22 protein-coding genes and 1 pseudogene are annotated in these 21,074 nt (G+C 48.7%); 9 read left to right on the top strand and 14 right to left on the bottom strand.

All coding sequences use genetic code 11. The annotated features are described in order from the left end of the window. Window positions 1-22: 22 nt before the first annotated feature. Entirely contained in the window at window positions 23-988 is a 966-nt protein-coding gene (locus H6F88_RS06440; RefSeq protein ID WP_190641921.1) for a hypothetical protein, read from the bottom strand. Window positions 989-1,288: 300 nt separating this feature from the next. Between H6F88_RS06440 and H6F88_RS06435 the strand changes: the two genes are divergently transcribed. The 3 genes from H6F88_RS06435 (at window position 1,289) to H6F88_RS06425 (ending at window position 6,668) form a co-directional block, all read left to right on the top strand. Further along, a complete protein-coding gene (locus H6F88_RS06435; protein WP_190641920.1) occupies window positions 1,289-1,465 on the top strand; it encodes a hypothetical protein in 177 nt (58 codons plus the stop codon). 417 nt (window positions 1,466-1,882) lie between these two features. Then, complete coding sequence (locus tag H6F88_RS06430) at window positions 1,883-4,537, top strand: ATP-binding protein (protein WP_190641919.1); 2,655 nt, start codon at window positions 1,883-1,885, stop codon at window positions 4,535-4,537. Between the two features lie 373 nt (window positions 4,538-4,910). After that, the gene (locus H6F88_RS06425) at window positions 4,911-6,668 is read left to right on the top strand and encodes a protein kinase (RefSeq protein ID WP_347277670.1); all 1,758 of its coding nucleotides are present in this window, start codon (window positions 4,911-4,913) and stop codon (window positions 6,666-6,668) included. On the opposite strand, the gene H6F88_RS06420 is transcribed toward H6F88_RS06425, so the two are convergent. Further along, window positions 6,651-7,595, bottom strand: a complete 945-nt coding sequence (locus H6F88_RS06420; RefSeq protein ID WP_190641917.1) for a phosphorylase — start codon at window positions 7,593-7,595, stop codon at window positions 6,651-6,653. The genes H6F88_RS06425 and H6F88_RS06420 overlap by 18 nt on opposite strands. 209 nt (window positions 7,596-7,804) lie before the next feature. On the opposite strand from H6F88_RS06420, the gene psaI reads away from it, so the two are divergent. After that, entirely contained in the window at window positions 7,805-7,918 is a 114-nt protein-coding gene (gene psaI, locus H6F88_RS06415; protein WP_190641916.1) for a photosystem I reaction center subunit VIII, read from the top strand. 83 nt (window positions 7,919-8,001) lie between these two features. Then, window positions 8,002-8,487, top strand: a complete 486-nt coding sequence (locus tag H6F88_RS06410; RefSeq protein WP_190641915.1) for a photosystem I reaction center subunit XI — start codon at window positions 8,002-8,004, stop codon at window positions 8,485-8,487. A 160-nt stretch (window positions 8,488-8,647) separates the two neighbouring features. Here H6F88_RS06410 and H6F88_RS06405 read toward each other — a convergent pair whose 3' ends face one another. The 9 genes from H6F88_RS06405 to bioB all read right to left on the bottom strand — a co-directional run bounded on the left by H6F88_RS06405 (window position 8,648) and on the right by bioB (window position 13,574). Then, a complete protein-coding gene (locus H6F88_RS06405; protein ID WP_190641914.1) occupies window positions 8,648-8,767 on the bottom strand; it encodes a photosystem II reaction center protein J in 120 nt (39 codons plus the stop codon). Between the two features lie 88 nt (window positions 8,768-8,855). Next, window positions 8,856-8,981, bottom strand: coding sequence for a photosystem II reaction center protein L (locus tag H6F88_RS06400; protein ID WP_190641913.1), 126 nt, complete (start codon window positions 8,979-8,981; stop codon window positions 8,856-8,858). Between the two features lie 8 nt (window positions 8,982-8,989). Beyond that, on the bottom strand, window positions 8,990-9,124 hold the full coding sequence (gene psbF, locus H6F88_RS06395; RefSeq protein ID WP_190641912.1) for a cytochrome b559 subunit beta: 135 nt from the start codon (window positions 9,122-9,124) through the stop codon (window positions 8,990-8,992). Window positions 9,125-9,266: 142 nt separating this feature from the next. Next, on the bottom strand, window positions 9,267-9,512 hold the full coding sequence (gene psbE, locus H6F88_RS06390; protein ID WP_190641911.1) for a cytochrome b559 subunit alpha: 246 nt from the start codon (window positions 9,510-9,512) through the stop codon (window positions 9,267-9,269). A gap of 159 nt (window positions 9,513-9,671) precedes the next feature. Beyond that, a complete protein-coding gene (locus H6F88_RS06385) occupies window positions 9,672-10,685 on the bottom strand; it encodes a photosynthesis system II assembly factor Ycf48 (protein ID WP_190641910.1) in 1,014 nt (337 codons plus the stop codon). A 60-nt stretch (window positions 10,686-10,745) separates the two neighbouring features. Then, window positions 10,746-11,111: a rubredoxin gene (locus tag H6F88_RS06380; RefSeq protein ID WP_190641909.1), complete on the bottom strand. Its 366-nt coding sequence runs from the start codon at window positions 11,109-11,111 to the stop codon at window positions 10,746-10,748. A 122-nt stretch (window positions 11,112-11,233) separates the two neighbouring features. After that, window positions 11,234-11,728 carry a signal peptidase II gene (lspA, locus tag H6F88_RS06375; protein ID WP_190641908.1) on the bottom strand — a complete coding sequence of 165 codons (495 nt, stop codon included), beginning with the start codon at window positions 11,726-11,728 and terminating at the stop codon, window positions 11,234-11,236. 74 nt (window positions 11,729-11,802) lie between these two features. Then, window positions 11,803-12,387: a biotin transporter BioY gene (locus H6F88_RS06370; RefSeq protein ID WP_190641907.1), complete on the bottom strand. Its 585-nt coding sequence runs from the start codon at window positions 12,385-12,387 to the stop codon at window positions 11,803-11,805. 83 nt (window positions 12,388-12,470) lie between these two features. Then, window positions 12,471-13,574, bottom strand: coding sequence for a biotin synthase BioB (bioB, locus tag H6F88_RS06365; protein WP_190641906.1), 1,104 nt, complete (start codon window positions 13,572-13,574; stop codon window positions 12,471-12,473). Window positions 13,575-14,268: 694 nt separating this feature from the next. Between bioB and H6F88_RS06360 the strand changes: the two genes are divergently transcribed. From H6F88_RS06360 to H6F88_RS06345, 4 genes are all read left to right on the top strand, one after another. After that, window positions 14,269-16,377, top strand: a complete 2,109-nt coding sequence (locus H6F88_RS06360; RefSeq protein ID WP_190641905.1) for a BamA/TamA family outer membrane protein — start codon at window positions 14,269-14,271, stop codon at window positions 16,375-16,377. Between the two features lie 472 nt (window positions 16,378-16,849). Then, window positions 16,850-17,098 (top strand): hypothetical protein, encoded by a 249-nt coding sequence (locus H6F88_RS06355; RefSeq protein ID WP_190641904.1) that lies wholly within the window; start codon window positions 16,850-16,852, stop codon window positions 17,096-17,098. Window positions 17,099-17,386: 288 nt separating this feature from the next. Continuing rightward, window positions 17,387-18,169, top strand: a complete 783-nt coding sequence (locus tag H6F88_RS06350; protein WP_190641903.1) for a class I SAM-dependent methyltransferase — start codon at window positions 17,387-17,389, stop codon at window positions 18,167-18,169. A 40-nt stretch (window positions 18,170-18,209) separates the two neighbouring features. Further along, complete coding sequence (locus H6F88_RS06345) at window positions 18,210-18,350, top strand: hypothetical protein (RefSeq protein ID WP_190641902.1); 141 nt, start codon at window positions 18,210-18,212, stop codon at window positions 18,348-18,350. Here H6F88_RS06345 and H6F88_RS06340 read toward each other — a convergent pair. The 3 genes and pseudogenes from H6F88_RS06340 to H6F88_RS06330 all read right to left on the bottom strand — a co-directional run bounded on the left by H6F88_RS06340 (window position 18,326) and on the right by H6F88_RS06330 (window position 20,586). Further along, on the bottom strand, window positions 18,326-19,465 hold the full coding sequence (locus H6F88_RS06340; protein ID WP_190641901.1) for an alkene reductase: 1,140 nt from the start codon (window positions 19,463-19,465) through the stop codon (window positions 18,326-18,328). The genes H6F88_RS06345 and H6F88_RS06340 overlap by 25 nt on opposite strands. 227 nt (window positions 19,466-19,692) lie before the next feature. Then, window positions 19,693-19,992 (bottom strand): isochorismatase family protein, encoded by a 300-nt coding sequence (locus H6F88_RS06335; protein ID WP_347277251.1) that lies wholly within the window; start codon window positions 19,990-19,992, stop codon window positions 19,693-19,695. 99 nt (window positions 19,993-20,091) lie between these two features. Continuing rightward, window positions 20,092-20,586, bottom strand: a pseudogene (locus H6F88_RS06330) (transposase). Window positions 20,587-21,074: the final 488 nt, after the last annotated feature.

Here is a 21,074-nt window from a genome sequence, read left to right as displayed (position 1 = left end):
TTCTAGAACAGAGGCAGCAAAATTAATTGGCGTAAAGTTCTTCTGGGCCGTCGTGAGTGCAACTGTCTTTGACAAACTCGGTCGGCTCAGGACAGCGGTAGGCTGCTTCCAGATGAACCAGAGCAATGACCCGACCATTCAACCTCAAAACTCCCCAAGAACTAGGGGTGGTGTTGCGGATGAAGACTCCAGTCAAGGCAGCAGTTGGGGCAGCGGCTTGCTCAGCAAAAAGTTGGTTGACTGCTTCAGTTTCTAGCTGGGTTGGAAAGCCAAAGTAATACTGCGGCTGCAGGAGAAATCCTCGTTCTTCGTTGTAGGCGATCGCTTCCGCATCAAGTCTGTAATATCGATAGGGCTGCTGAGCTGGAATCAACAACGCTAGGGAAGGACTGTGCGGAAAGGAAACGCTCACCGCTTGAAATAGCTGTCGCAGTTCACCCGGCGAAATTGTATTGGTTTGAATCGAATTCAACAGAGACGGGGTAAACAATTCCAAAACTTGAGGCAACGATTGATCGAGATCTTGTTGAATTCGGTCAAATTCAAGGCTTGCTTTCTCAAATTCTTCTCTTTGCCTTTGCTCAGTTTCCTGGCGGTCAAGTCGCGCAACAACATTTCCCCGAACTCTGTTTGCCGCTTGCAGTCCAAAAAATAGCACGATGGCTACAACTCCCGTCAGAGGCACCAGACGGTTTAACTTGCGCTTTAATTCAGGTGAAACTTGAACATCGGGTAGCTTGGCACGGCTAGCACTTGCTTCAGCAAATAGCGTAAGGCTGAGCAGAACGTGGATCACGATCAGCGTAAAAGTTACCCACGCCATACCAATGACTGATGCCCGGACGTAGATTCCTATCGCGTCAGGAAGAATATCCCATCCGATAAATTCGTCAATTGTCCATAGCAGCACACCAACACTAGATAAAGCTAAAGCACAAACGACTAGATTGGTGATCAGTCGAAGCAAAAATCGATGATTGAATAACATGACAACACTCAAAGGAAGTTAGCGGTTGAGTGAAGTCGATTTTTGGTCATTGATCAGTAGCTGTTCACAAATGACAACGAACAAAAATCAGAAAAGTTACTGCACTCAACCAGCAGTCGCTATAAGTTATTCCTGCTTTTGCTTCAGTTTTTGGAGTGTATTCTCAACATCTTGATGGAAGCTTTATAAAAGCGATTCAATGGCTGTAAGGACGTTTCACAGAAATAGTCGATTAATCAGCAAAAACTGTAGATTAAGTTAGACACGGAAACCTAGTGTTTACAAAAATTTTGAGTTGGGTTGCGCTCTGCTCCACCCAACCTACGCGATACTTTTAAGCCGCATTTGAAATTTGGCGCAGTCGGCAAAAACGATGTATTGAGTCAGATTGTTGTCAACGAGCATCAGGGGGGTATCGTTTCATTGGCGATCGCACGGGCATGGGCAACTTCGTCAAACCAATTTTTGTCGGTCTAACCCGGTTAGAACCATTCTGAGGATCAGCATCATATCACAGCGCCTGCCTCTCCAATTCAGCGCTAGCTTGAGCAATACTTGATTAACAAACTATTTGATGAACGTTGCCCTAGACGATCATCTACCAGTTAGAATCGTCTGCGTATTGCTTTGTATTGCTTTGCCCTAAATTCCCTGTTGATCAAGTCCCAAGGTTCTCACTTTCTCTATTGCAATCTTAGATGGCTCGTGACAGACGCACCCAGACGGCATGTGCCTCTCATGACCCGCTAGTCGTTAGGACTGGCTTGGAACTACATATGCCCCAGGATTGGAGATTGAATTTACTCTGTTTTTTGGCAGGAGTGCGGCTTTGTCGTAGAAAAGCAGATTTAGTTCAGTCCGGATCCTCATCATTTAGAAAGCGGATGCGTGCTGGTGTTGCTGAAACGTTTGATTCCAATTTTTCGGAGTTCCTATAAAATTCCTCTCCAAACTGCTCTGGTATTGCCTTTTACACTACAAGTTGGGCTTGCGGTTGGGCTGACCTGCTACTTTTCCTTAAGAAGTGGTCAGAAAACGGTTGATCAAGTGGCCACCCACTTAACCGACGAAGTTTCCATGCGGATTCAGCAGCAAGTTGCTGTCTTAATGGAAACGCCTCACATCGTTGCTCAAACCAATGTAGATGCGCTGCGGCTAGGTCAAATTGATCTGCAAAATGCAGCTCGCCTTGAGCGTCACTTTTGGAAGCAGATGCAGTTGTTTCCTAATTTGCGCCCGATCGCCTTTGCTAACCAGCAGGGAGAAATCCATGCAGTCGATCGCCTGAAGGACGGCACGCTGGTGATTCGTGTCATGGATGAATCAACTGGCGATCGCTACCACACCTACATAGCCGATGAACAGGGCAAGCGCGATCGCCTGATTGAAACAGATAATACCTTTGATCCCCGAGAGCGCCCCTGGTACGTTGCTGCTGTCCAAGCTGGAGAACCCACCTGGACAAAAATCTATCCCTACTTTTCCTCCTCAGATTTGGCTATCAGTGCTGCTCGCCCAATCTACAGCGAAACGGGTGAACTTTTAGGCGTTACCAACGCGACACTGTCTCTTGCTCATCTTTCCAGCTTTTTACAAGAGCTGGAGGTTGGTCACTCAGGGCAGACCTTTATCATCGAGCGAACAGGAGAGTTGGTAGCAAGTTCAACTTCAATGCGGTCTTTTTTGCCTGCTCAAGCTCAAGCTAGGCAACGGCTCGCAGCAGTTGACAGCGAAAACAAAACTATTCAAACAACGGCAGAGCATTTGCTCCACCACTATAGCGATCTGGATGCAATCGAACACCGCGAGCAACTTGATTTTGAGATGAACGGTGAGCGACAGATTGTACAAGTTACTCCCTTCAGCGATCGCTACGGTCTCTCCTGGCTCGTCGTGGTAGTCGTGCCAGAAACTGATTTTGCTCCCTACATTGCTGCCAATATCCGGTCTACTACGCTGTTGTGCCTGATCGTTATGGTAGTGGCAACCGTAGTCGCAGCACTTACCTCTCAATGGATTGCCCAACCCATTCAACGTCTTAGCCGATCGTCTAAAGCATTAGCAGAGCGAACGATGTCCTCGTGGCGTTGGCAAGAGTTAAGTCAGCCCATCCAAGCCACAGGCATTTATGAACTAAGTGTTCTGGAACAGGCGCATAATCAAATTGAGGCTCAGTTAAAAGACTCTATCACCGCATTAGCCAAGGCAAATGAGCAGCTAGAAATGCGGGTCGAGCAGCGAACGGCTGAACTACAACAGCGTACCAATCAACTCCATCAAGCCTTGCAGTTTGAGGCGCTGCTCAGGCGCATTACTGACAAAGTCCGGGACAACTTGGATGAAGCACAGATTTTGCAAACCGCTGTGCATGAGCTAGGGCAGGAATTATCAGTTGCTTGTTGCAATGTTGGAATGTACGACGCTGACAAAACTGCTTTCACGATTTGCTACGAATATACGACCTTGCCTGATTGTCGGGGAGCCACTCTTGCGATCGCCGACTCTGCCAGTCCTGCTGTTCATCAACAGCTTTTGTCGGGGCTGTCCAGCCAGTTCTGCTTTAATACCGCAGATCCTCTCCGATTAAGAGAAAAGCCTTATGCCATACTGGCGTGCCCGCTTTTGGACAATCAGGAAGTTTTTGGGAATTTGTGGTCGTTCAAACCGAAGGAGCAAACGTTTACTGACCTAGAAGTGCGGTTAGTTGAGCAGGTGGCGAATCAGTGTGCGATCGCCATTCGTCAGTCTCGCTTATTTCAATCGGCTCAAGCTCAAATCGAAGAATTGAAGCAACTGCATCAGGTTAAAGATGATTTCCTGAATACGGTTTCTCATGAGCTTCGCACGCCGATCTCAAATATGAAAATAGCCATTCACCTGCTCAGAATTGCTGCTACACCAGAGCGAAACCAGCAATATCTAGACATTCTGCAAGCCGAATGTGCGAAAGAAACAAACCTGATTAATGACCTGCTAGATCTACAGCGCCTAGAGTCAGAACATTACTCCATCACCCCTGAAACGATTGTTCTACAAGACTGGATACCAGACGTGATTAGCCCGTTTCTGACCCGATCGGGCGATCGCCAGCAACATCTTCAGGTTAAAGTTCCAGCTGACGTGCCGCCAATTACTTCAGACCCCAACGTCCTCGAACGGATTTTGGCAGAACTGCTAAATAATGCCTGCAAATATACCCCATCGGGTGGTGAAATTTGGCTGGAAGTCAGTCACGCTGAGAATTATACTCATGTCAATTCTGTCCTCGCATTTACGATTAGCAACACCGCCGAAATTCCAAAGGCTAACCTTTCTCGCATTTTTGAAAAATTCTACCGAATTCCCAACACTGACTTCTGGAAGCAAGGAGGTACGGGGTTAGGACTAGCACTCGTGAAAAAGCTCACAGAACAGCTAGGAGGAACGCTCACGGTAGAGAGCCAGCAAGGGCAAACCACGTTTGCTGTTTTGTTGGCAGGAACGAGCGAGGAGAAGGGCTCAAGAGAGATAAAGGATGAGGAGGTCCGAGGAAGTAGTCTCTTACCCTAGCTCCTAGTCCCCAACTCCTAGCCCCTCTTTTCTCTCTTGCGGAGTAACTCTCGTGGAATTTTTTGCAGCAAGAGTTTCATTAGTATGGAGGGGAGCATTTTCTGAAAGATGAAGGTTAATTTGAGATAGAGAGCAGGTTCTACCGCCCGATCGCTTTGCCTTACCCAATGTTGTCTATGTTTGCTGTGCTGAACCCCAATGGTTAGCCCTTTAGCACAGAGATATTGCTTGACGATGGATACCTTTACACATGAATTTTGCTTCATGTTCAAAAGCATCCTATAAAACAGCAGTCTCGTATAGCAATGGGAAGTAATTAAAGCTGTTAACTGTTGAATTGTGTGCGATCGCCCAATCCTTGATGAAAGTACCAGTGCCAGGCGATTTACTAGACAGGCGTTACCGAGTGCTTCGCACTTTGGCAAAAGGGGGATTTGGGCAAACCTATGTTGCTGAAGACACTCGCTTACCTGGCAACCCCTGGTGTGTGGTGAAACAGCTCAAACCTGCTAGCGATGACCCCAAAGTTTTAGGAAATGCCAGACGGCTCTTTTTGACCGAAGCAGAAACGCTACAGAAGCTCGGCAAGCATGACCAAATCCCTCAACTACTGGCCTACTTTGAAGAAGAGGACGAGTTTTACCTGGTCCAGGAACTCATTGAAGGGCACACGCTAACGTTTGAGCTGCGCCAAGGCAAAAGCTGGAGTGAAATTCAGGTTTGTCACATGCTGCATCAGGTGTTGAGTGTGCTGGCATTTATCCATCATCAGGGGGTCATTCATCGCGACATTAAACCCGACAACTTGATTCGGCGGCGGCATGACCACAAGCTGGTTTTAGTAGATTTTGGCATCGTCAAGCAGGTAGTGGCGCAGGGGCAGCCCAAGACGACTATTGTTGCGGGTACACCGGGCTACATGCCAACAGAGCAATGTTTGGGAAAACCACGCCCCAGCAGTGACCTTTATGCTTTGGGAATTATTGGCGTGCAGGCCCTGACTGGACTCAGCCCATCTGATTTGCCAGAAGACCCTGACACGGGTGAACTTATCTGGCAACCTCTGGCTCCGGTAGGTGATGAGCTGGTGGCAATTCTCAGACGCATGGTGCGGTTTCACTTCAAAGACCGTTATCAGTCAGCCGAAGAGGTTCTGCAAGCAATTGAGCCGTTTTACAGCCGCTACAGAGCTGCAACCCTACCTCCCTTAATTGAGCAGTTTGATGCAGCTCCCAAAGAGTTGGGGCAGCCCGAGGTGCCTTCTCCAACGGATGCAGTAGAACTACCTCCGCTGCCCGTACGAGGGGTCTTTTCAGCGGTGACCGAACCAGACTCTACGGTAGTTTGGCAGGACTCGGTGGGATCTGATGTCTTACCAGAATCACCCGCACTTGAGGAGCCAGAGTCTACAGCGTTTATGCTGCCCGTTTCGCTCAACGATTCGCCGCTGTCACCCCCAGAGGATGTGCTTCCAGTAGAGCAAGCTGATAGGGCAACGATGGCGATCGCCCCCCTCCCGACTTCCGCCACCCCTCGCTGGCAAGCGTTGGTTCCTTTTCAGCTGCGTTCCGCTCCTCTAAAGATTGTGGTGGGGGCAGGTTTGAGCGTGATGATTCTAGCGGCAGCTGTGATCGCTCATTTTGCCAATATTGGCGCTGAGCAAACTGCCCGCATCACCGACCCAACACCGGACATTGACTCCCGCCCAATTCCCCTCGTGTGTGATGAGTCACCGCTGCCGCCGCTGCCCTCAGGGGAGCCTGACTATGAATATTCTGATGGCGTAGCTTATTACGGCTCGGTTGGGGATGGTGATCTGCCAGCCGACGGCAGAGGCACCATGATTTTTCCAAATGGCTATCGTTATGATGGCGAATTTCAAAACGGCAAGCGTAACGGCTGCGGCACGCTCACCTTTGAGAATGGCAGAAAGTATGTGGGGCAGTTTGAAGACGACCAGTTTAGTGGGGTAGGAGAGTGGATCTTAGAGAGTGGCGATCGCTACATCGGCGAGTTTAAAGACAATCGCTGTGATGGTAAAGGCAAATTTATCTTTGCCAATGGTGAGACGGCAGAGGGAATCTGGCAAGACGGCAAACTGCAAGGCAGTGACCTATCGTGCGATCGCTAAAGCAACGTTTTGCAAAAGAGTGAGTGGACTGCACTCTTTTAGAATCTGCATTTGCTCTGGGTTTCGGACCAGCAATGCGCCTGCAAATCCTAGCGAGTTAACTTCGATCGAGTTGAAACTGGATTGCGATCGCGGCACAATCAACATCCACTCCCGCGCCGCCAGTAGGTTGTAAGGTGCTGATTGTCGTGTTCCTGTGATTTCACCTTCTAACAAGCCAACAGCCCGCAATAGCGTGTGATAGCGTTCCAGTGTCGCTTTAGCAGCATCCAGTGGAGATGCCATCTCACCTTCCCAACGGATTAACGCATGGCGAAACGGCAGTTCTGGAATCGTGCCAATTGGATGCTCACTCACCGCACGCTCAAACTGAGCTGCAGCAAACAGGGACTCAATTGGCACTCCCATGCCATCGGGTGCAAACGGCATTGGCACGAGTTGCAAATGCTTGTGCCGCTGGCTGGCCCCTGCCCTCTGCCCTGCATTGTAGAAGACGAGTCCATCGACCTCAGCCAAAGTCATCCACATTGCTTCAAAGTCCTGTAAGTTAAGCCAGTCCTCCTGCTCTTCAAACGCTCGGGTGATGATCAGCAAATGATGATCAACTACATTAAATTTGTTTAGCAAACACAAGTGAGTCGTAGAAAGATTGGCAACAAACAAATCCTCTTCGTAGGGCAAGAACGGGTTGAAATCCTTGTTGGAACTTGCTTTTGGAGTTTTTTTCTGCGCTTCGTCTTTGCGAACTAGATTAGCTACAGTGCGAACAATAAACCGAATGCCTGCTTGCTCAACAAATTCGCACGCTGTGGGAATGGATAGAAGTGCTTTGTGGGCGATCGCCCACTCAGTCTGTTCTCTTACTCGTTTCCATAGACTTCCAGGCTGCGACAAGTCTATCTCTTTCGCATTTTTTGCGTTGACCATAGTTCGGAAATTGACAGTTCGAAGATTGATGTTCGAAAATTAGCGTTCGAAGATTGGCGTTCGGAAATTGAAAGATTGAAAAATGAGCGGCAGTTCTCAGTCACTAACCAGGCGACAAATTTTGTTAAAAATCTTTAGCAATCAACAATTTGCTCTCATTTCACAGTAGATTCTGTTCTAATGGCTTTTTCTAATTAGGAAACTTAGTTATGGCAGCCTCATACTTACCCTCGATTTTAGTTCCCATTGTGGGCTGGGTCTTTCCCGCTGTAGCAATGGCACTGCTGTTCATTTACATCGAACGCGAAGACTCCCCCACCTGATAATAGCTGCATCGCTAGCTGTATCAGATTTTTCCTCGGAAACGAGATAGGCATTACAGAAGAACACTTGGAGATACCTAAATATGACGACAGAAGTAGTCAAGCCTGCTGGTGATCCTCAGATTGGCAACCTGGCCACCCCAATTAATTCCTCGGATTTCACAAAAGCATTCATCAACAATCTGCCCGCTTACCGAGCAGGTCTGTCTGCTCAGCGGCGGGGATTAGAAATCGGCATGGCTCATGGTTACTTACTGTATGGGCCATTTGCTTTCACTAGCCAATTTCGCAACTCCAACGTTGCCGACATCGTTGGCTTAATTGAGGCAGTGATTTTGGTAGTGATTCTGACGATCTGTTTGTCGCTTTATGGCAGCGCAGGCGTGAAGAAGCCAATTGCTACTGTCACCACGCCCAATCCTCCTGAGTCTCTAGGCACTTCAGAGGGCTGGAGCGAGTTTGCAGGTAGCTTTTTGGTGGGTGGAATCGGTGGCGCAGCGTTTGCTTATCTGATCTTCCAGGTGTTTGAGTCTGGAGTGCTGCAAACCTTCGGCAACTTGGTTGGTTAGTCTTACATAACCATCCTAAACATAGCCATCCTAAATGGTCTTTGAAAGCACCCGCTCCCTGAGTGAGTGCTTTCAAAGTTTATGAAGCAAATTAATAAATAAAAAGGGAGGCAGGGTTTAACCCGCCTCCCTTTTGTCTTTCTAAAAGCTGACTCAGTTCTTAGATTGAAGAACCTAAACCTGCGTAAGCACCGTAGAAGAAAAGTCCCAAAATTGCGAGTGCGCCTAAGCCAGCGACTGTTGCGACTACCCACAAAGGAATTCTGCCAGTTCCAGACATTGTTTTACCTCCTAACTCACACGAAACACAGCACAGAAAATAGAACCAAACTAATTTGAAATTCTCCTTGATGGAGAACTATCTTAAGCTAGTTGAAAAAGTAGCTTGAAAACAAAATGCCAAGTACGAAAACTAACAGCAAGCCGAGGTATAGAGAAGTTCTATTTAACTCGACTGGTTGCTTGTTGGGGTTTGAACTTCTGGTTGGTGGCATGGACCCTCCTAACGGTGAATAAACTGCATTGATGCGATCGCACCCAAGAAGAAAATCGTCGGAACCGCAAGGGTGTGAACGGCTATCCATCTAACGGTGAAAATTGGATAAGAAACGGGTTGATTAGGGCTGTTGCTCGTCATAGTCTATCTTTGTCACTCGTGAAACTGTTGTGCAAAACTGCTGTCCAATAAATCGTTTAACTTATTGGCTGCCATCAAATAGGCTGTCTGCTTTAAGCTGGAGTTTTAGTTGGAAACCTGTACCAACTCCTGCCATTAATTTCTATCGGATAAACTCTTCAATTTGCTGTTTACCTTCAAAACGGTCTTGAACGATGGGCACTTCTTGGCGAGTTTGAGTGTAGTATTCGTTAGGTCTAGGTGTGCCAAATGCATCATATGCCAGACCTGTGCTAACAAATAGCCAACCTGCAATAAACAGTGCGGGAATGGTAATACTATGGATTACCCAGTAGCGAATGCTAGTAATAATGTCAGAAAACGGACGTTCTCCAGTAGTACCTGCCATTCAAGTTCCTCCCAATAACAACTGAATCCTGATCTATATCATACGAGAGTAAGCAAAGAGTCACAAGCAAACCTAGTCCTAACTGCAAACCTAATTTAGATTTGAGAAGCGTTCAAAACCACTAGCTTTGTGCTTCTAGGAAATAGTTTGCTCTAGCTTCTAAGCGGCTTGCGATTGAGGTTCATACCTCAACAGCGTACCGCGTTGACCTAAGATGAATCCGCGCTCCGGTGTAACAAAAACAATCCGGTACAGATTAGATGGAATGTTCTCTACACCCCGATCTTTTTCCCAAGTCACACCACCATCGGTGCTGCGGAGCAAGTTGCCACTGCCTCCAGCCACCCAAACTTCTTCGGGTGTGCGATAAGCCAAGTCGAGCAATCCCCAACTGGTCGAAAATTCTGGGTTGGTTGCTTCATCCCATTCTTCAGTGCTGTTGGGTTCGCTGAACTGGACGATTCCACCTCTAGCCAATAGCCACAAGCGACCGTCTCGGCTAAAGCCCATGTTTTGCAGCTTCCGAGAACTGGTGCGGTTGTGGGGTTGCCAAGCTTCTTGTCCGGGTTCCCAGGTTGAGTAGAAGTTACCACGGGCTGAAACGGCAACGTACTTACCATCGGGCGATCGCGCAATATTCCGCAATACCCCGACTGCCTCTTGCACCATTGCCTGCCAGGTTCTGCCACCGTCCTCAGTTTGATAAATCGCACCGATGTCGGTGGTCATCTCAGCCGACTGTTTCGCCAGAGCGGTAATGGTGTTGGGTGAACCCGGCAATTTATCACTGAGGGGCACCCGTAGCCAGGTCTTACCGCCATCCGTGGTGTGTAGTAGGATTGCAGGTTGACCCACGACCCAACCTTCCTGTCCGGAAAAGCTAACCGAGGTGAAGCTATAAACCTGCCCCTCATCAAGTTCCAGCGCACGAGGTTGCCAGGTTTGCCCACCATCAAATGTTTCTAGCAGTGTAGAACTCTTTCCAACCAGCCAGCCATGCTCCAAGTCATCCGTGAAGGAAACGTCAGAAAGGGTGGCTTCAGTAGAAAGCGCAACGGGCTGCCAGGAGTTATAGCTAATAGACGGTAAAAAGGACCTGGTACAGCCAGTACAAAATAAGACCGCTGCCAATAATATTACAATTCGTTTCAAAGGTTTCAGGATCGGGTGCATCAGAATTTGGTTCAACGGTTTTCAAATAGCTTGGTCAAAAGAGTTGGAAGGGCGATCGCCCTACTGCAACCCATAGAGGCTGAGGAAAAACAAAACGCCTAACGCCAAGGCACCAAAAATCAAAAGGTTTTTTTGACCGGGCGTTAGGGTATTTACACCTAATCCGTAACGAAGATTTTCCTTGAACCCAGAGGGATTTCCCATGGGTCCAATATTGCTAAACTGCCGGGTAGAAGCATTGCACACCGGGCAGCGCCAGTTTGAAGGCAACGCTTCAAAGGGTGTGCCTGGAGAAACGTTGCGCTTGTCGTCCCCTTTGGCAGGTTCATAAATGTAGCCACAAGCACCACATTCATGGCGATCTAGCGGCTTTGGCTCAGTAGACTCGACAGTGTCAGGATTTTTTGGATCAGCTTCAGTACTCATGGTTACGCATACCTAGAGGTGGACTGGACAACAGCCAACACTAGCCAAACTTAAATATCTGTTAAAAATCATTCTATACAGAACTTAACCACAAATCTAATTTTTCTCAGATTTTCCTGGCTTCATTTTTCTGTTTTGCCACTTGAGCGTGGCCCGTTTGAGCGGGGAGGGTTATAGAAAACAGCGATAAGCAGACAAACAATGCCGATATTAATAAAGACATCCGCCAGGTTAAAAACAGGAAACCGAACCAGGCGGAATTCTAAGAAATCTACGACTTCTCCAGCGGCAAAGCGATCAATGCCATTTCCTAAAGCGCCTCCCAAAATGAACCCGTAGCCTGCCTGTTCCCAGCGATTCATCACAGGGCCAAACCAGGCGAGCGCCATCAGTCCCAGGCTTACACCCAACGACAGCCAGCGCAACCAGCCACCTGATTCGCTGAACAGGCTGAATGCAGCTCCGGTATTGGTCACATAGGTGAAGTGGAACACGCCATCCACAACCGGGATAGAGTCGTTCAATTCCATTGCCTGCACGACCCAGTATTTTGTGATTTGGTCTAGCACCAAACCCAGGAAGGCAGCAACCCAGAAAAATTGGTTCTTAATATTCATGAATGCAGACTAGAGGGTTGCCGAACAAAATTTCTACAGTTAAGTAGCTAACCATAATAATTGAACATCTTTACCTAGTAGAACATGAGATGTCGCAGTGCAAAGGCGAGAACTGTGACGGCACACACTACAGCAAGCTGTCCCGGAATCGGATAAATAGAGAAGTTTAAGACTGCTTGAGGAAAGGATAGGGCGTTAATGTCAACCCAGCGCAACATATAGGTTGCAATCAGATATCCCAATCCCGTTGCGTGAATGATGAATAGCCCAGACAGGCAGCTAAAGGCGAGAGATTCCAGGCGTGACGGCAACCGAAATGCGAATGACCCACAGACCCATGCTCCCGGAATGAAGCCCAACAAGTAGCCGAAGCTGGGCTGATAAATGTAGTCCAGCCCACCCCCCTGAGTAAACACTGGAAATCGGGTTAAGCCCAGAATCAGATAGGCAATTTGTGAAAGGGCGGCTGCCCGCTTCCCGCCCAGACATCCAACTAACAAGACGGCCCCTACCTGAAAGTTGACTTGCAGGGAATAGGTTTGTACGCCGTCTTGACTCCAGTTCCAGGGGAGGTTGGTGGTGAACGCTTCCAAGAAGGTGCCACCGATGGTGAGAATCAGACCGATTAAGGCCCACAGGAGTTCGGTGGGAGGGGTCACTTTCAAATCAGAGGAAGGGGCTAGGAGCTAGGGACTGGGGGCTAGGGGTTTGAAGGTTAATTTTTTGTGCGAGACACAAAAAATTAACCTTCTTCAAATGCTGGAACGGGAGCTTCGCCGCCCTGGAGTCCGAGTTCCTGGAGCATGGCTTGGTCTTGCTCCGGGGGTTGTCCGAGGGTGGTGAGGTAGTGCCCGACTAGCATAGCGTTGATGCCTGATCTTAGACCAAGCGTTTGCAGTTCGCCCATGACGGCTTCGCGTCCGCCTGCGTAGCGGATGATCTGCTGGGGCAGGATCAGACGAAAAATAGCGATCGCCTTCAGCGCTTCGTAAGGATCAAGTTTGGGGCGATCGCCTAGAGGAGTGCCCGCTCTGGGATTGAGCAAATTCAGCGGCACCGACTCGACTTCTAGCTCACGCAGAGACAGCGCCAGGTCAACCCGATCTTCCCAGCTTTCGCCCATGCCCATGATGCCGCCCGTGCAGGCTTGAATGCCAGCGGCTTTGAGGTTTTTGATAGTTTGGACGCGATCGCGCCAGCTATGGGTGGTGGCGACATTAGGAAAGAAGTTTTCTGACGCCTCCAGGTTGTGGTTGTAGCGGGTGACTCCGGCTTCTCGCAACGCTTCAGCCTGTTCGGGGGTGACTTCACCCAATGCACAGCAGGGCTTGACATTGGTTTCTGCAATCACTTGTCGAACGGTTTCTAGAACTTGCTCGAACTCGGCAGATTTGCTGTATTTAGGACCACGCCCCTGACTAACCAGGCAAAACCGTCGGGCTCCGGCGGCTTCGGCTGCCCTGGCTTGAGCCAAAATTTCCTCGGTCGGCTTTAGTCCATAAACGGGTGAGTCTTCTCCGGGATGGTGAGCCGACTGAGAGCAAAAGCCACAGTTTTCAGAACAGTTGCCAGACTTGACATTAATAATGCTGCACAGGTCAACGATGTTGCCGCAGCAAGCTTGCCGCACGCGATCAGCTGTTTCGCACAGCAACAAAATGTTCTCTTGACCTTCGATTTGAGTCAGGGCGATCGCCTCTTCACGACTGAGGCGGTGTCCGGCAATGATGCGATCGCTCAGTTCTCTGAGCTGGTTGCTGAGAGGCTGCTTGTTCGGAGACAGTGTTGCACTATCGGAATGCTGCTCCGAATCTACAGATAAAGGAGATAAAGGGGTTTGAACCACGTTCTACCTTCTGGTTACAATGCTGAAATTTTACGTTCTAGAGATTGTCCCACACAAGCTATTCGTTACATCTGTTACTTGCTTAAGACCAAAGCTGTGCTGGTGGATCGTTAATAGGAACTTAGACAAAAGAAAATCGGTCAGAGTAAATAACATTTCGAACCGTTTGAACTGCGATCGCCACCCTTTTTGATTTGTAACCCTAACTCAAAACTCAAAGTCTAGAAATTAGAACTTGAGTTGTTTTCGTCACCTCTGTCCGTCTCGAATTTTCGTCACCTTTCACCCTAACTTACGCCACAGATTCTTACAGCAATTTCTACTTGGATAAACCACAAATCCCTGTAGGGGCAGTTCGCGAACTGTCCCTACGCTAAGGTCCGCTGCCTTTAGATAGAGCGCTTAAGCCCCTAGTTTTGCTTGCTCTACAAGCAAGGGCGTGATCTCTGATTTTGGGCAGGTCTTCCTGTATAGTTGGCTGATAAGATCTTTGCTTTGGCAGAGACAAACAGTTTTACTGTTTTGCTAATTCATCAGGCAAGGATGAATTTTATCAGTAGGTATCATTATCTGATTTGAGCAAGGCAAATTGAGTCATTTGGGCAATGGATGAATGAGTTGGGTTGAGACGCGAAGAAAAGGGTTGAGCGATTGAGTCCGGAGATTTCAATGAATTTCTAGAGTTGAAGCCGCTATGCGTGTTCCTGTTTTCGCGTTTTGTACTTTAGCAATGTTGTCGGTTGGAGAAGTGAGGGCGATCGCGCTTCCAGAGATGCTGATGGCTCAGGAATTTTCTCAAACGCCTACCGAGGCTGCTCCGGGTAGCCAAATTCCTTACTATCAGGACTACCAGCCAGCAGCCAGCAGCGCTGCCCCGATGGCAACGCCTGCGGCTGCTAGCTCAACTGCGGAAGCAATGTCTGACGCGTCTCCAGCATCTTCGTCAGACAGGACTGCTCAATCTCCTGATTTTCCTAGCCCAGTTTTGCCGTCCACTCCGCCTGCTATTGCTCCCGCGCAAACCAGTCCACCTCCGCCAGTTAATCTGTTGCCCGAAGATGTCGTGGTGACTGCGACTAATGTTCAGGTTGTGGGTGTGGAGCCAAACCTGCGACAGATCGTTCTAGAAAACATTCAAACGCGACCGGGTGGGGCAACCAGCAATACTCAGCTTCAGAGTGACATAGCAGCAATTTTGGCGACGGGGCTGTTTGCCGATGCGAATGTCATCAGTTTTGAGAACCCGGATGGGTTAAGTGTAGTGTTTTCGGTAGAACCGATTGTGGTGCGATCGCTTCAGCTTTCAGGGGCGCGAGTGTTGCCGCTAACCGTGGTCAACCAGATCTTTCAACCGCAGCTAGGGCAACCCGTTGACCCAACCGCGTTGAGAGAAGCCGTTCAGCAAATTAACCAGTGGTACGTTGAAAATGGCTACACCTTGGCGCAAGTGTTGGCGCTGCGTCCTAGCCCTCAAGGGGTTGTCACCGTTGAAGTGTTGGAAGGTGTGATTGGCGATATCAACATTCGCTTTGTGAATGAGGAAGGCGGCACTGTTGATGAGGACGGAGAACCGATCGAAGGACGCACTCGCGAAGACTTCATTCGCCGTGAACTTCAGCTTCAGCCCGGACAGGTATTTAACGAGAATACGGCTCGGCAGGATTTGCAGCAGCTCTATGCCCTGGGTTTATTTGAAAATGTAGACATTTCGCTCGGCGGCACCGCGCAACAAGTGGATGTCACCTATAACCTGGCGGAGCAACTGTCTCGTTCATTTAATGTGGGCGGTGGCTACAACGACGATAGTGGATTGTTTGGTACCGTCACTTATCAGGATCAAAACTTTGGCGGCGTGGGTGAACGCATCAACGCGGATGTGCAAATTTCTGCCGAAGATTTTCAGTTTGGCACAAATTTCACCAGTCCCTATCGAGCCAGTAATCCCGATCGCCTGGGCTACAGCGTCGATGCGTTTCGCCGTCGCACGCTTTCTCGCACGTTTACCGATGAGGTGCTGTTGCCGAATGGCGATCGCGTCCGAGAAGGACGATTTGGCGCGGGCGCTTCTGTCTCACGTCCTTTAGGGGAATGGGATGCTGAACTGGGGCTGAACTACACTCGCGTCAGTTTGCGCGACGGCGATGGCGAAATTTCTCCTCGTGATGAGGAAGGGAACCCGCTTAGCTTTAGCAACACGGGCATTGATGACCTGACGACCCTGGAGTTTTCAATGACGCGCGATCGCCGCAACAATCCAGTGAACCCCAGTGAAGGAAATGCCTTAACGCTCAGCACCGAGCAAACCATCCCCATTGGCAACGGCAGCATCTTTGGTAATCGCCTCCAGGCAAACTACGTGCAGTATGTTCCCGTCGATGTTTTGGAGTTGGATGAGGCAACCGATCGCAACCCTGAAGTCTTAGCGTTTAACCTTCAGGGTGGTACAGTGCTGGGTGATTTGCCGCCTTACAATGCCTTCAACTTGGGTGGAGCAAACTCAGTTCGCGGCTACCGAGAAGGCAGAGTGGGTACGGGTCGCAGCTATGTTCTGGCATCAGCGGAATACCGTTTTCCCGTCTTTGATCCAGTTGGGGCAGTGGTATTTGCTGACTTTGCTTCTGACCTGGGAACGGCAGATGAAGTCTTAGGAGAACCGGGCAATGTACGAGACAAACCCGGATCGGGATTTGGCTTTGGAGTTGGCTTGAGAGTCCAGTCACCTTTGGGGCTGATTCGGGCTGACTACGGAATTAATGATGATGGGGAAGGAAGACTACATTTTGGTTTTGGTCAACGGTTCTAAAGGGCGATCGCGAGGTGTACAGCAATTTCCACTTGTGTAAGCCACAAACTCCTGTAAGGACAGTTCGCGAACCGCCCCTACACTAACGTGCCTTTCCACTTCTCAAAAAGTCTATAACTTATCACCTTGACTAAATACCGTTCACTCAGATATGCTCTCACGTTAAGGTTGTCTTTTTCACTCACGGCAACCCACTAAACCCAAAGATCTAGCGCCGCTCAAAGCTGTGTCCAGCAGCAATGAGCGACTAACCCCCAAACTGGTAACAGCAGTCTGGCGGCTAATGGTGAATTTTAACACTCCCTTAGCCACCCCGACTTGTCATGTCAAAGAAAGCGTTGCTGATCCTTTAAGACATGAAAGTGAAAATAAACTCACTTTTAGTTCTCTCACTCACTTATGCAACGTGTGAATTAGTGCGGGGTGGCTAGTTTTTTGGGGTTTCCTCAAAAACCTCAAGGAGTTACAACTCATGTCTCAATGTTTCTTGGAATCTCCCAACGCATCCCCTGTTGAGAGAGAAGTTGCCGCTATCCAAAGTAGTGAGCGCGATCGCCTGCGAGTTCTCATCATCGGTTCTCGCGATGGTGTAATCGAAACAATTCACGACTTATATCATCGAGGCTTTGCTGAAGTGAATGCGTGGAGTCCACTGTTACCTGCACCCAGTTCTGGTGAAGTGATGAGTATTTTGACACGCGATCGGAGAAAGGGAGAGTAGAAAGAGAGGGAGGAGGGGGCAATCGCGCCCTCTTCCTTGATTCATTTAACGGATTCTGCACCTCAAGCTCACCCAATCTGATGCACAGATATGAATTCAGAGTAGTCTTCACATCTTTATGCCCCAGTAGTCATGAGGTGCTGAGATTCTGAATTTATGCGGAAAGTTTCTATATAACCTCCGCAAGCAGAGGTACTATACGGCTTTCAGTTACCCATCGGGAGTGTACTTTGGTGCTGTTTAGGGGTGGTAAATAATAAGCAGGTGCTAAAGATTTGAGGAGGCGGGATGGCATTCTACGATGTGATTGGTAAAACCTATGCTCAAACAAGAAGAAGCGATCCACGCATCACTAAAAAATTGCTAGAGATTTTGGCATCCTCACCAGCTTCTACGATTGCGGATATTGGTGCTGGAACAGGTTCTTACGCAAGTGTTTTGGCTGAGCATGGGTATCGTGTTTTTGCAATTGAGCCATCAGAAACTATGCGGAGTCAGGCGATCGCTCATCCTGCAATCGAATGGATGGATGCATATGTGGAGAACTTGCCGCTATCCGATCAATCTGTGGATGCAGCTATCATCATGCTTGCTTTCCACCATTTTCCAGACTATCGGCAAGCATTAAACGAGATGCATAGAGTTGTAGGAAACGGACAAATGATATTCTTCACCTACGACCCAGAGATGATCTCCAGCTTCTGGTTGACTGAATATTTTCCCTCATTCATTAGAGATGTTGAATCCACATTTTTGCCAATTCCAAAGTTGCTAGAGGAGATTCAATCGATTACGGATAGTGTAGCAAATGTGATTCCCTTTCCTTTGCCAAATGACCTATCAGATTCATTTGCAGCAGTGGGTTGGGCGCGACCGGAACTGTACCTAGATAGTGATATTCGCAATGGTATCTCTTCGTTTAGCAAGATTGATGATGATGAGTTAAATAGTGGTCTATTCCGCTTAAGCGAAGATTTAGAGAGGGGCTGGTGGGATCGCAAATATGGGCATCTACGCCAGCAAAGCGAGTATGATGTCGGCTACCGCTTTTTTCATCGCTCAGCCGTATAACAATTCGGGTGCAACGGATCGAACGAAGTCAATAGGTGAGATGCAAAGATCCCTGCAACCGCTGACCCGAACCGTTAGCCTGTGCATTCAGGCGATCGCTCCCATTCCATTTCTCCCAACCGCTCAATTTTTGAGAGATGAGATAGAAATTAATGGCTATGTTCTAGTGTTGGCTGATTGAAGGAATGGGTAATCGGTGTAACCCTTCTCAAAGCCGCAGTTTTCAATTGAATCATTGCAGGGAGGCGCATAAAACGTGGCAGAATCAGGTGCGTTGAGAGGCGCGTCAAGACGAAATCGCTCTGGTAAATCTGGATTGGCAAGAAACAAATTACCAAACGAAACCAAATCAGCATTGTTTTCTGCCAATGCGGCGATCGCAGTTGCTTTGGTGTAGCCACAATTGACCATGAGCGTACCTTTATAAAGCGGTCGGAACAGGCTCGTGGGAATTTTCTGTCCACCGTGACGCAAATCGGCTTCGCTGGCTTCCATCAAATGCACATAGGCAAGGTCAAAGGCATTGAGAGCATCAATCGCGTAGCTGAAGGTTTCAATCGCATTGGAGTCTGCCATACCGTTGTAGGTGTTGCTGGGAGAGAGTTTGATGCCTACTCGTTTTGCACCCCAGACCTGAGTAACCGCTTCCGTAACTTCCAGCAGAAAGCGAGTGCGATTTTCTAACGAACCGCCGTAGCGATCGCTCCTCTGGTTGGCATTATCCTGCAAAAACTGGTCGATGAGGTAGCCAAACGCTCCATGCAGTTCCACGCCATCAAACCCTGCGGCTAAAGCGTTTTCCGCACCCTGCTGAAATTGATGAATAATTTCTGAAATTTCATCAAGTTCTAACGCCTTGGGTGTTACGTAAGGCTGCATTCCTTGAGGCGTGAAGGTTTGTCCCTGAGCGGCGATCGCGCTGGGACCAATCGGTGTGGCTCCTTCTGGATGCAAGAGTGGATGAGCAACCCGTCCAGCATGCCAGAGTTGCAAAAAAATTCGCCCACCCTGCTGATGGACAGCATCGCTCACGAGTTTCCATCCGGCTGTTTGCTCAGCGGTAAAAATACCTGGTGTGTTGGCATAAGCCGTGCTGAGCGGCGAGACTTGGGTCGCTTCAGTAACGATCAAACCTGCCGATGCCCGTTGAGCATAGTACTCTGCGTTCAGAGCCGTAGGGATTTTCTTTTCCCCCTGACCCGCGCGGCTACGAGTCATGGGAGCCATCACCACTCGATTAGGTAGTGTCAAAGAGCCCAATTCAAAAGGTGTGAACAGGTCGATTGTTTTGCTCATCGTAGGGTATTCCTGATGGTACTTCTATGTTTATGGGCGATTACCCCGCAGGGGGAACTGCTTCGCATCGCAACTACTTGTTAATCAATTTGGCTAGAATTTCTTCGTACATAATGGTTTGGATTATTTTTCCAAAATCATACGACCATGAAACCGCTAACTCTGCCATCACCTGATTGGTTGAAGTGAGCATCACTCCATGCCTTTCCATTATCCGCAGTGCTGTTTCATCTGCCAGCGTTGTTGCCGATCCACCAACATCCGACGACCACCTGAACTCCGTACCCATCTTCCACCGCACTAATTGCCGGGTAGACAATGCAAACATCATTGGTTAGCCCTGCCATAATCAGCTTTTTCCTACCCCTTGTCTCCATTGCTTGCTTGTAATCTTCGTACTCCCAGCAATCCACCATACCAGGACGTCTCACTCTCTGCTCGTATACCTCTGGCGCGATCGTCTGCAAATCATCTAGCAGTAACCCTTGAAACTGTGTTTCCATACTGCTGGTTAAAATCAGGGGCACCCCAGCTTCTTTTGCCGTTCGAGCAAGGGCGCGAGTGTTTTGGACAATTACATCATGGGGTAAATTACGAGCCAGCTTAGAGGATGCCTGAGAAGTGTACTAGGCTAAGCGATGAAGCATGATGCGAATATTAGCAACATAGATAAAAGCTTCTGAAGTTTGTGGAAGGACTTCGTAGTCTTTACTGAGGCGACGATACCGGTTGAACCAGCCAAAGGTGCGTTCTACTTTCCATCGCTGTGGAACAGGAACGAAGCCTTTGATAGCATCTTTTTGCAGCACAGGTTCACCAATCGGGCGGTATGTATCGGTGACAAAGCTTACTCGCACCCACTAATACAGTTTGTGGTTGATGCGTTCCTAAGTTCCATTGACTCGCTATACCCGGAAGTAGTGATAGACCGTTTTCCAGCAGGGGAAGTCAGAAGGTAACATTCGCCAAGCACACCCGGCACAAAGAATGTACAGAATCGCGTTGACGACTGCTTGCATATCGACTCTGCAAGGACGACCACCGGGTTTGGCAGCGGGAATCAAGCCTATCAGTAGTTCCCATTGTGCTTGAGTCAGGTTGCTCGGATACGATGTACTCATAGCTCTCGAAATGCTGTCTTGATTTGCTATTGACAGGTTATCGTTTCGAGAGCTTTTCTCCTTCTCAGACATCCTCTGAGAAGGAAACTTTCCAGGTAATGCACTCGAAAAGCACTTCATCCAGAGAGTTTCGAGAATAATAGCCTGGGATAGGGGTTATACGGAAAATTTCAGTACAATAAATTGTCGTACAGCAGAATTTGTCTATGAGGTTGTACCTAGAGACTGCTTGTTAGTAGCAAAAGTCTGTCAAAGAAGTTCTCATTCAACATCAATGCTATATCTGTTGTTATGTGAAGCCATAAAGTGAGGCAGCCTATGGAGAGATATAACCCGCTGACCCCCGCTGCATCGTTAGAGGAGAGGAAACAGCAAGCTCTTCATCAGTGCGATCACCTTAGCAAAGATTTTGCTAAACGTGCTGACCGTCACAAAGCTCGATATAAGCAGCTTCAAGTTACTAGTATTACGCTAGCTGTCTGCACAAC

The organism is Oculatella sp. FACHB-28, assembly GCF_014696015.1.
GTDB lineage: Bacteria > Cyanobacteriota > Cyanobacteriia > Elainellales > Elainellaceae > JAAUTN01.
This window is presented reverse-complemented; position numbering and strand designations above follow the sequence as displayed.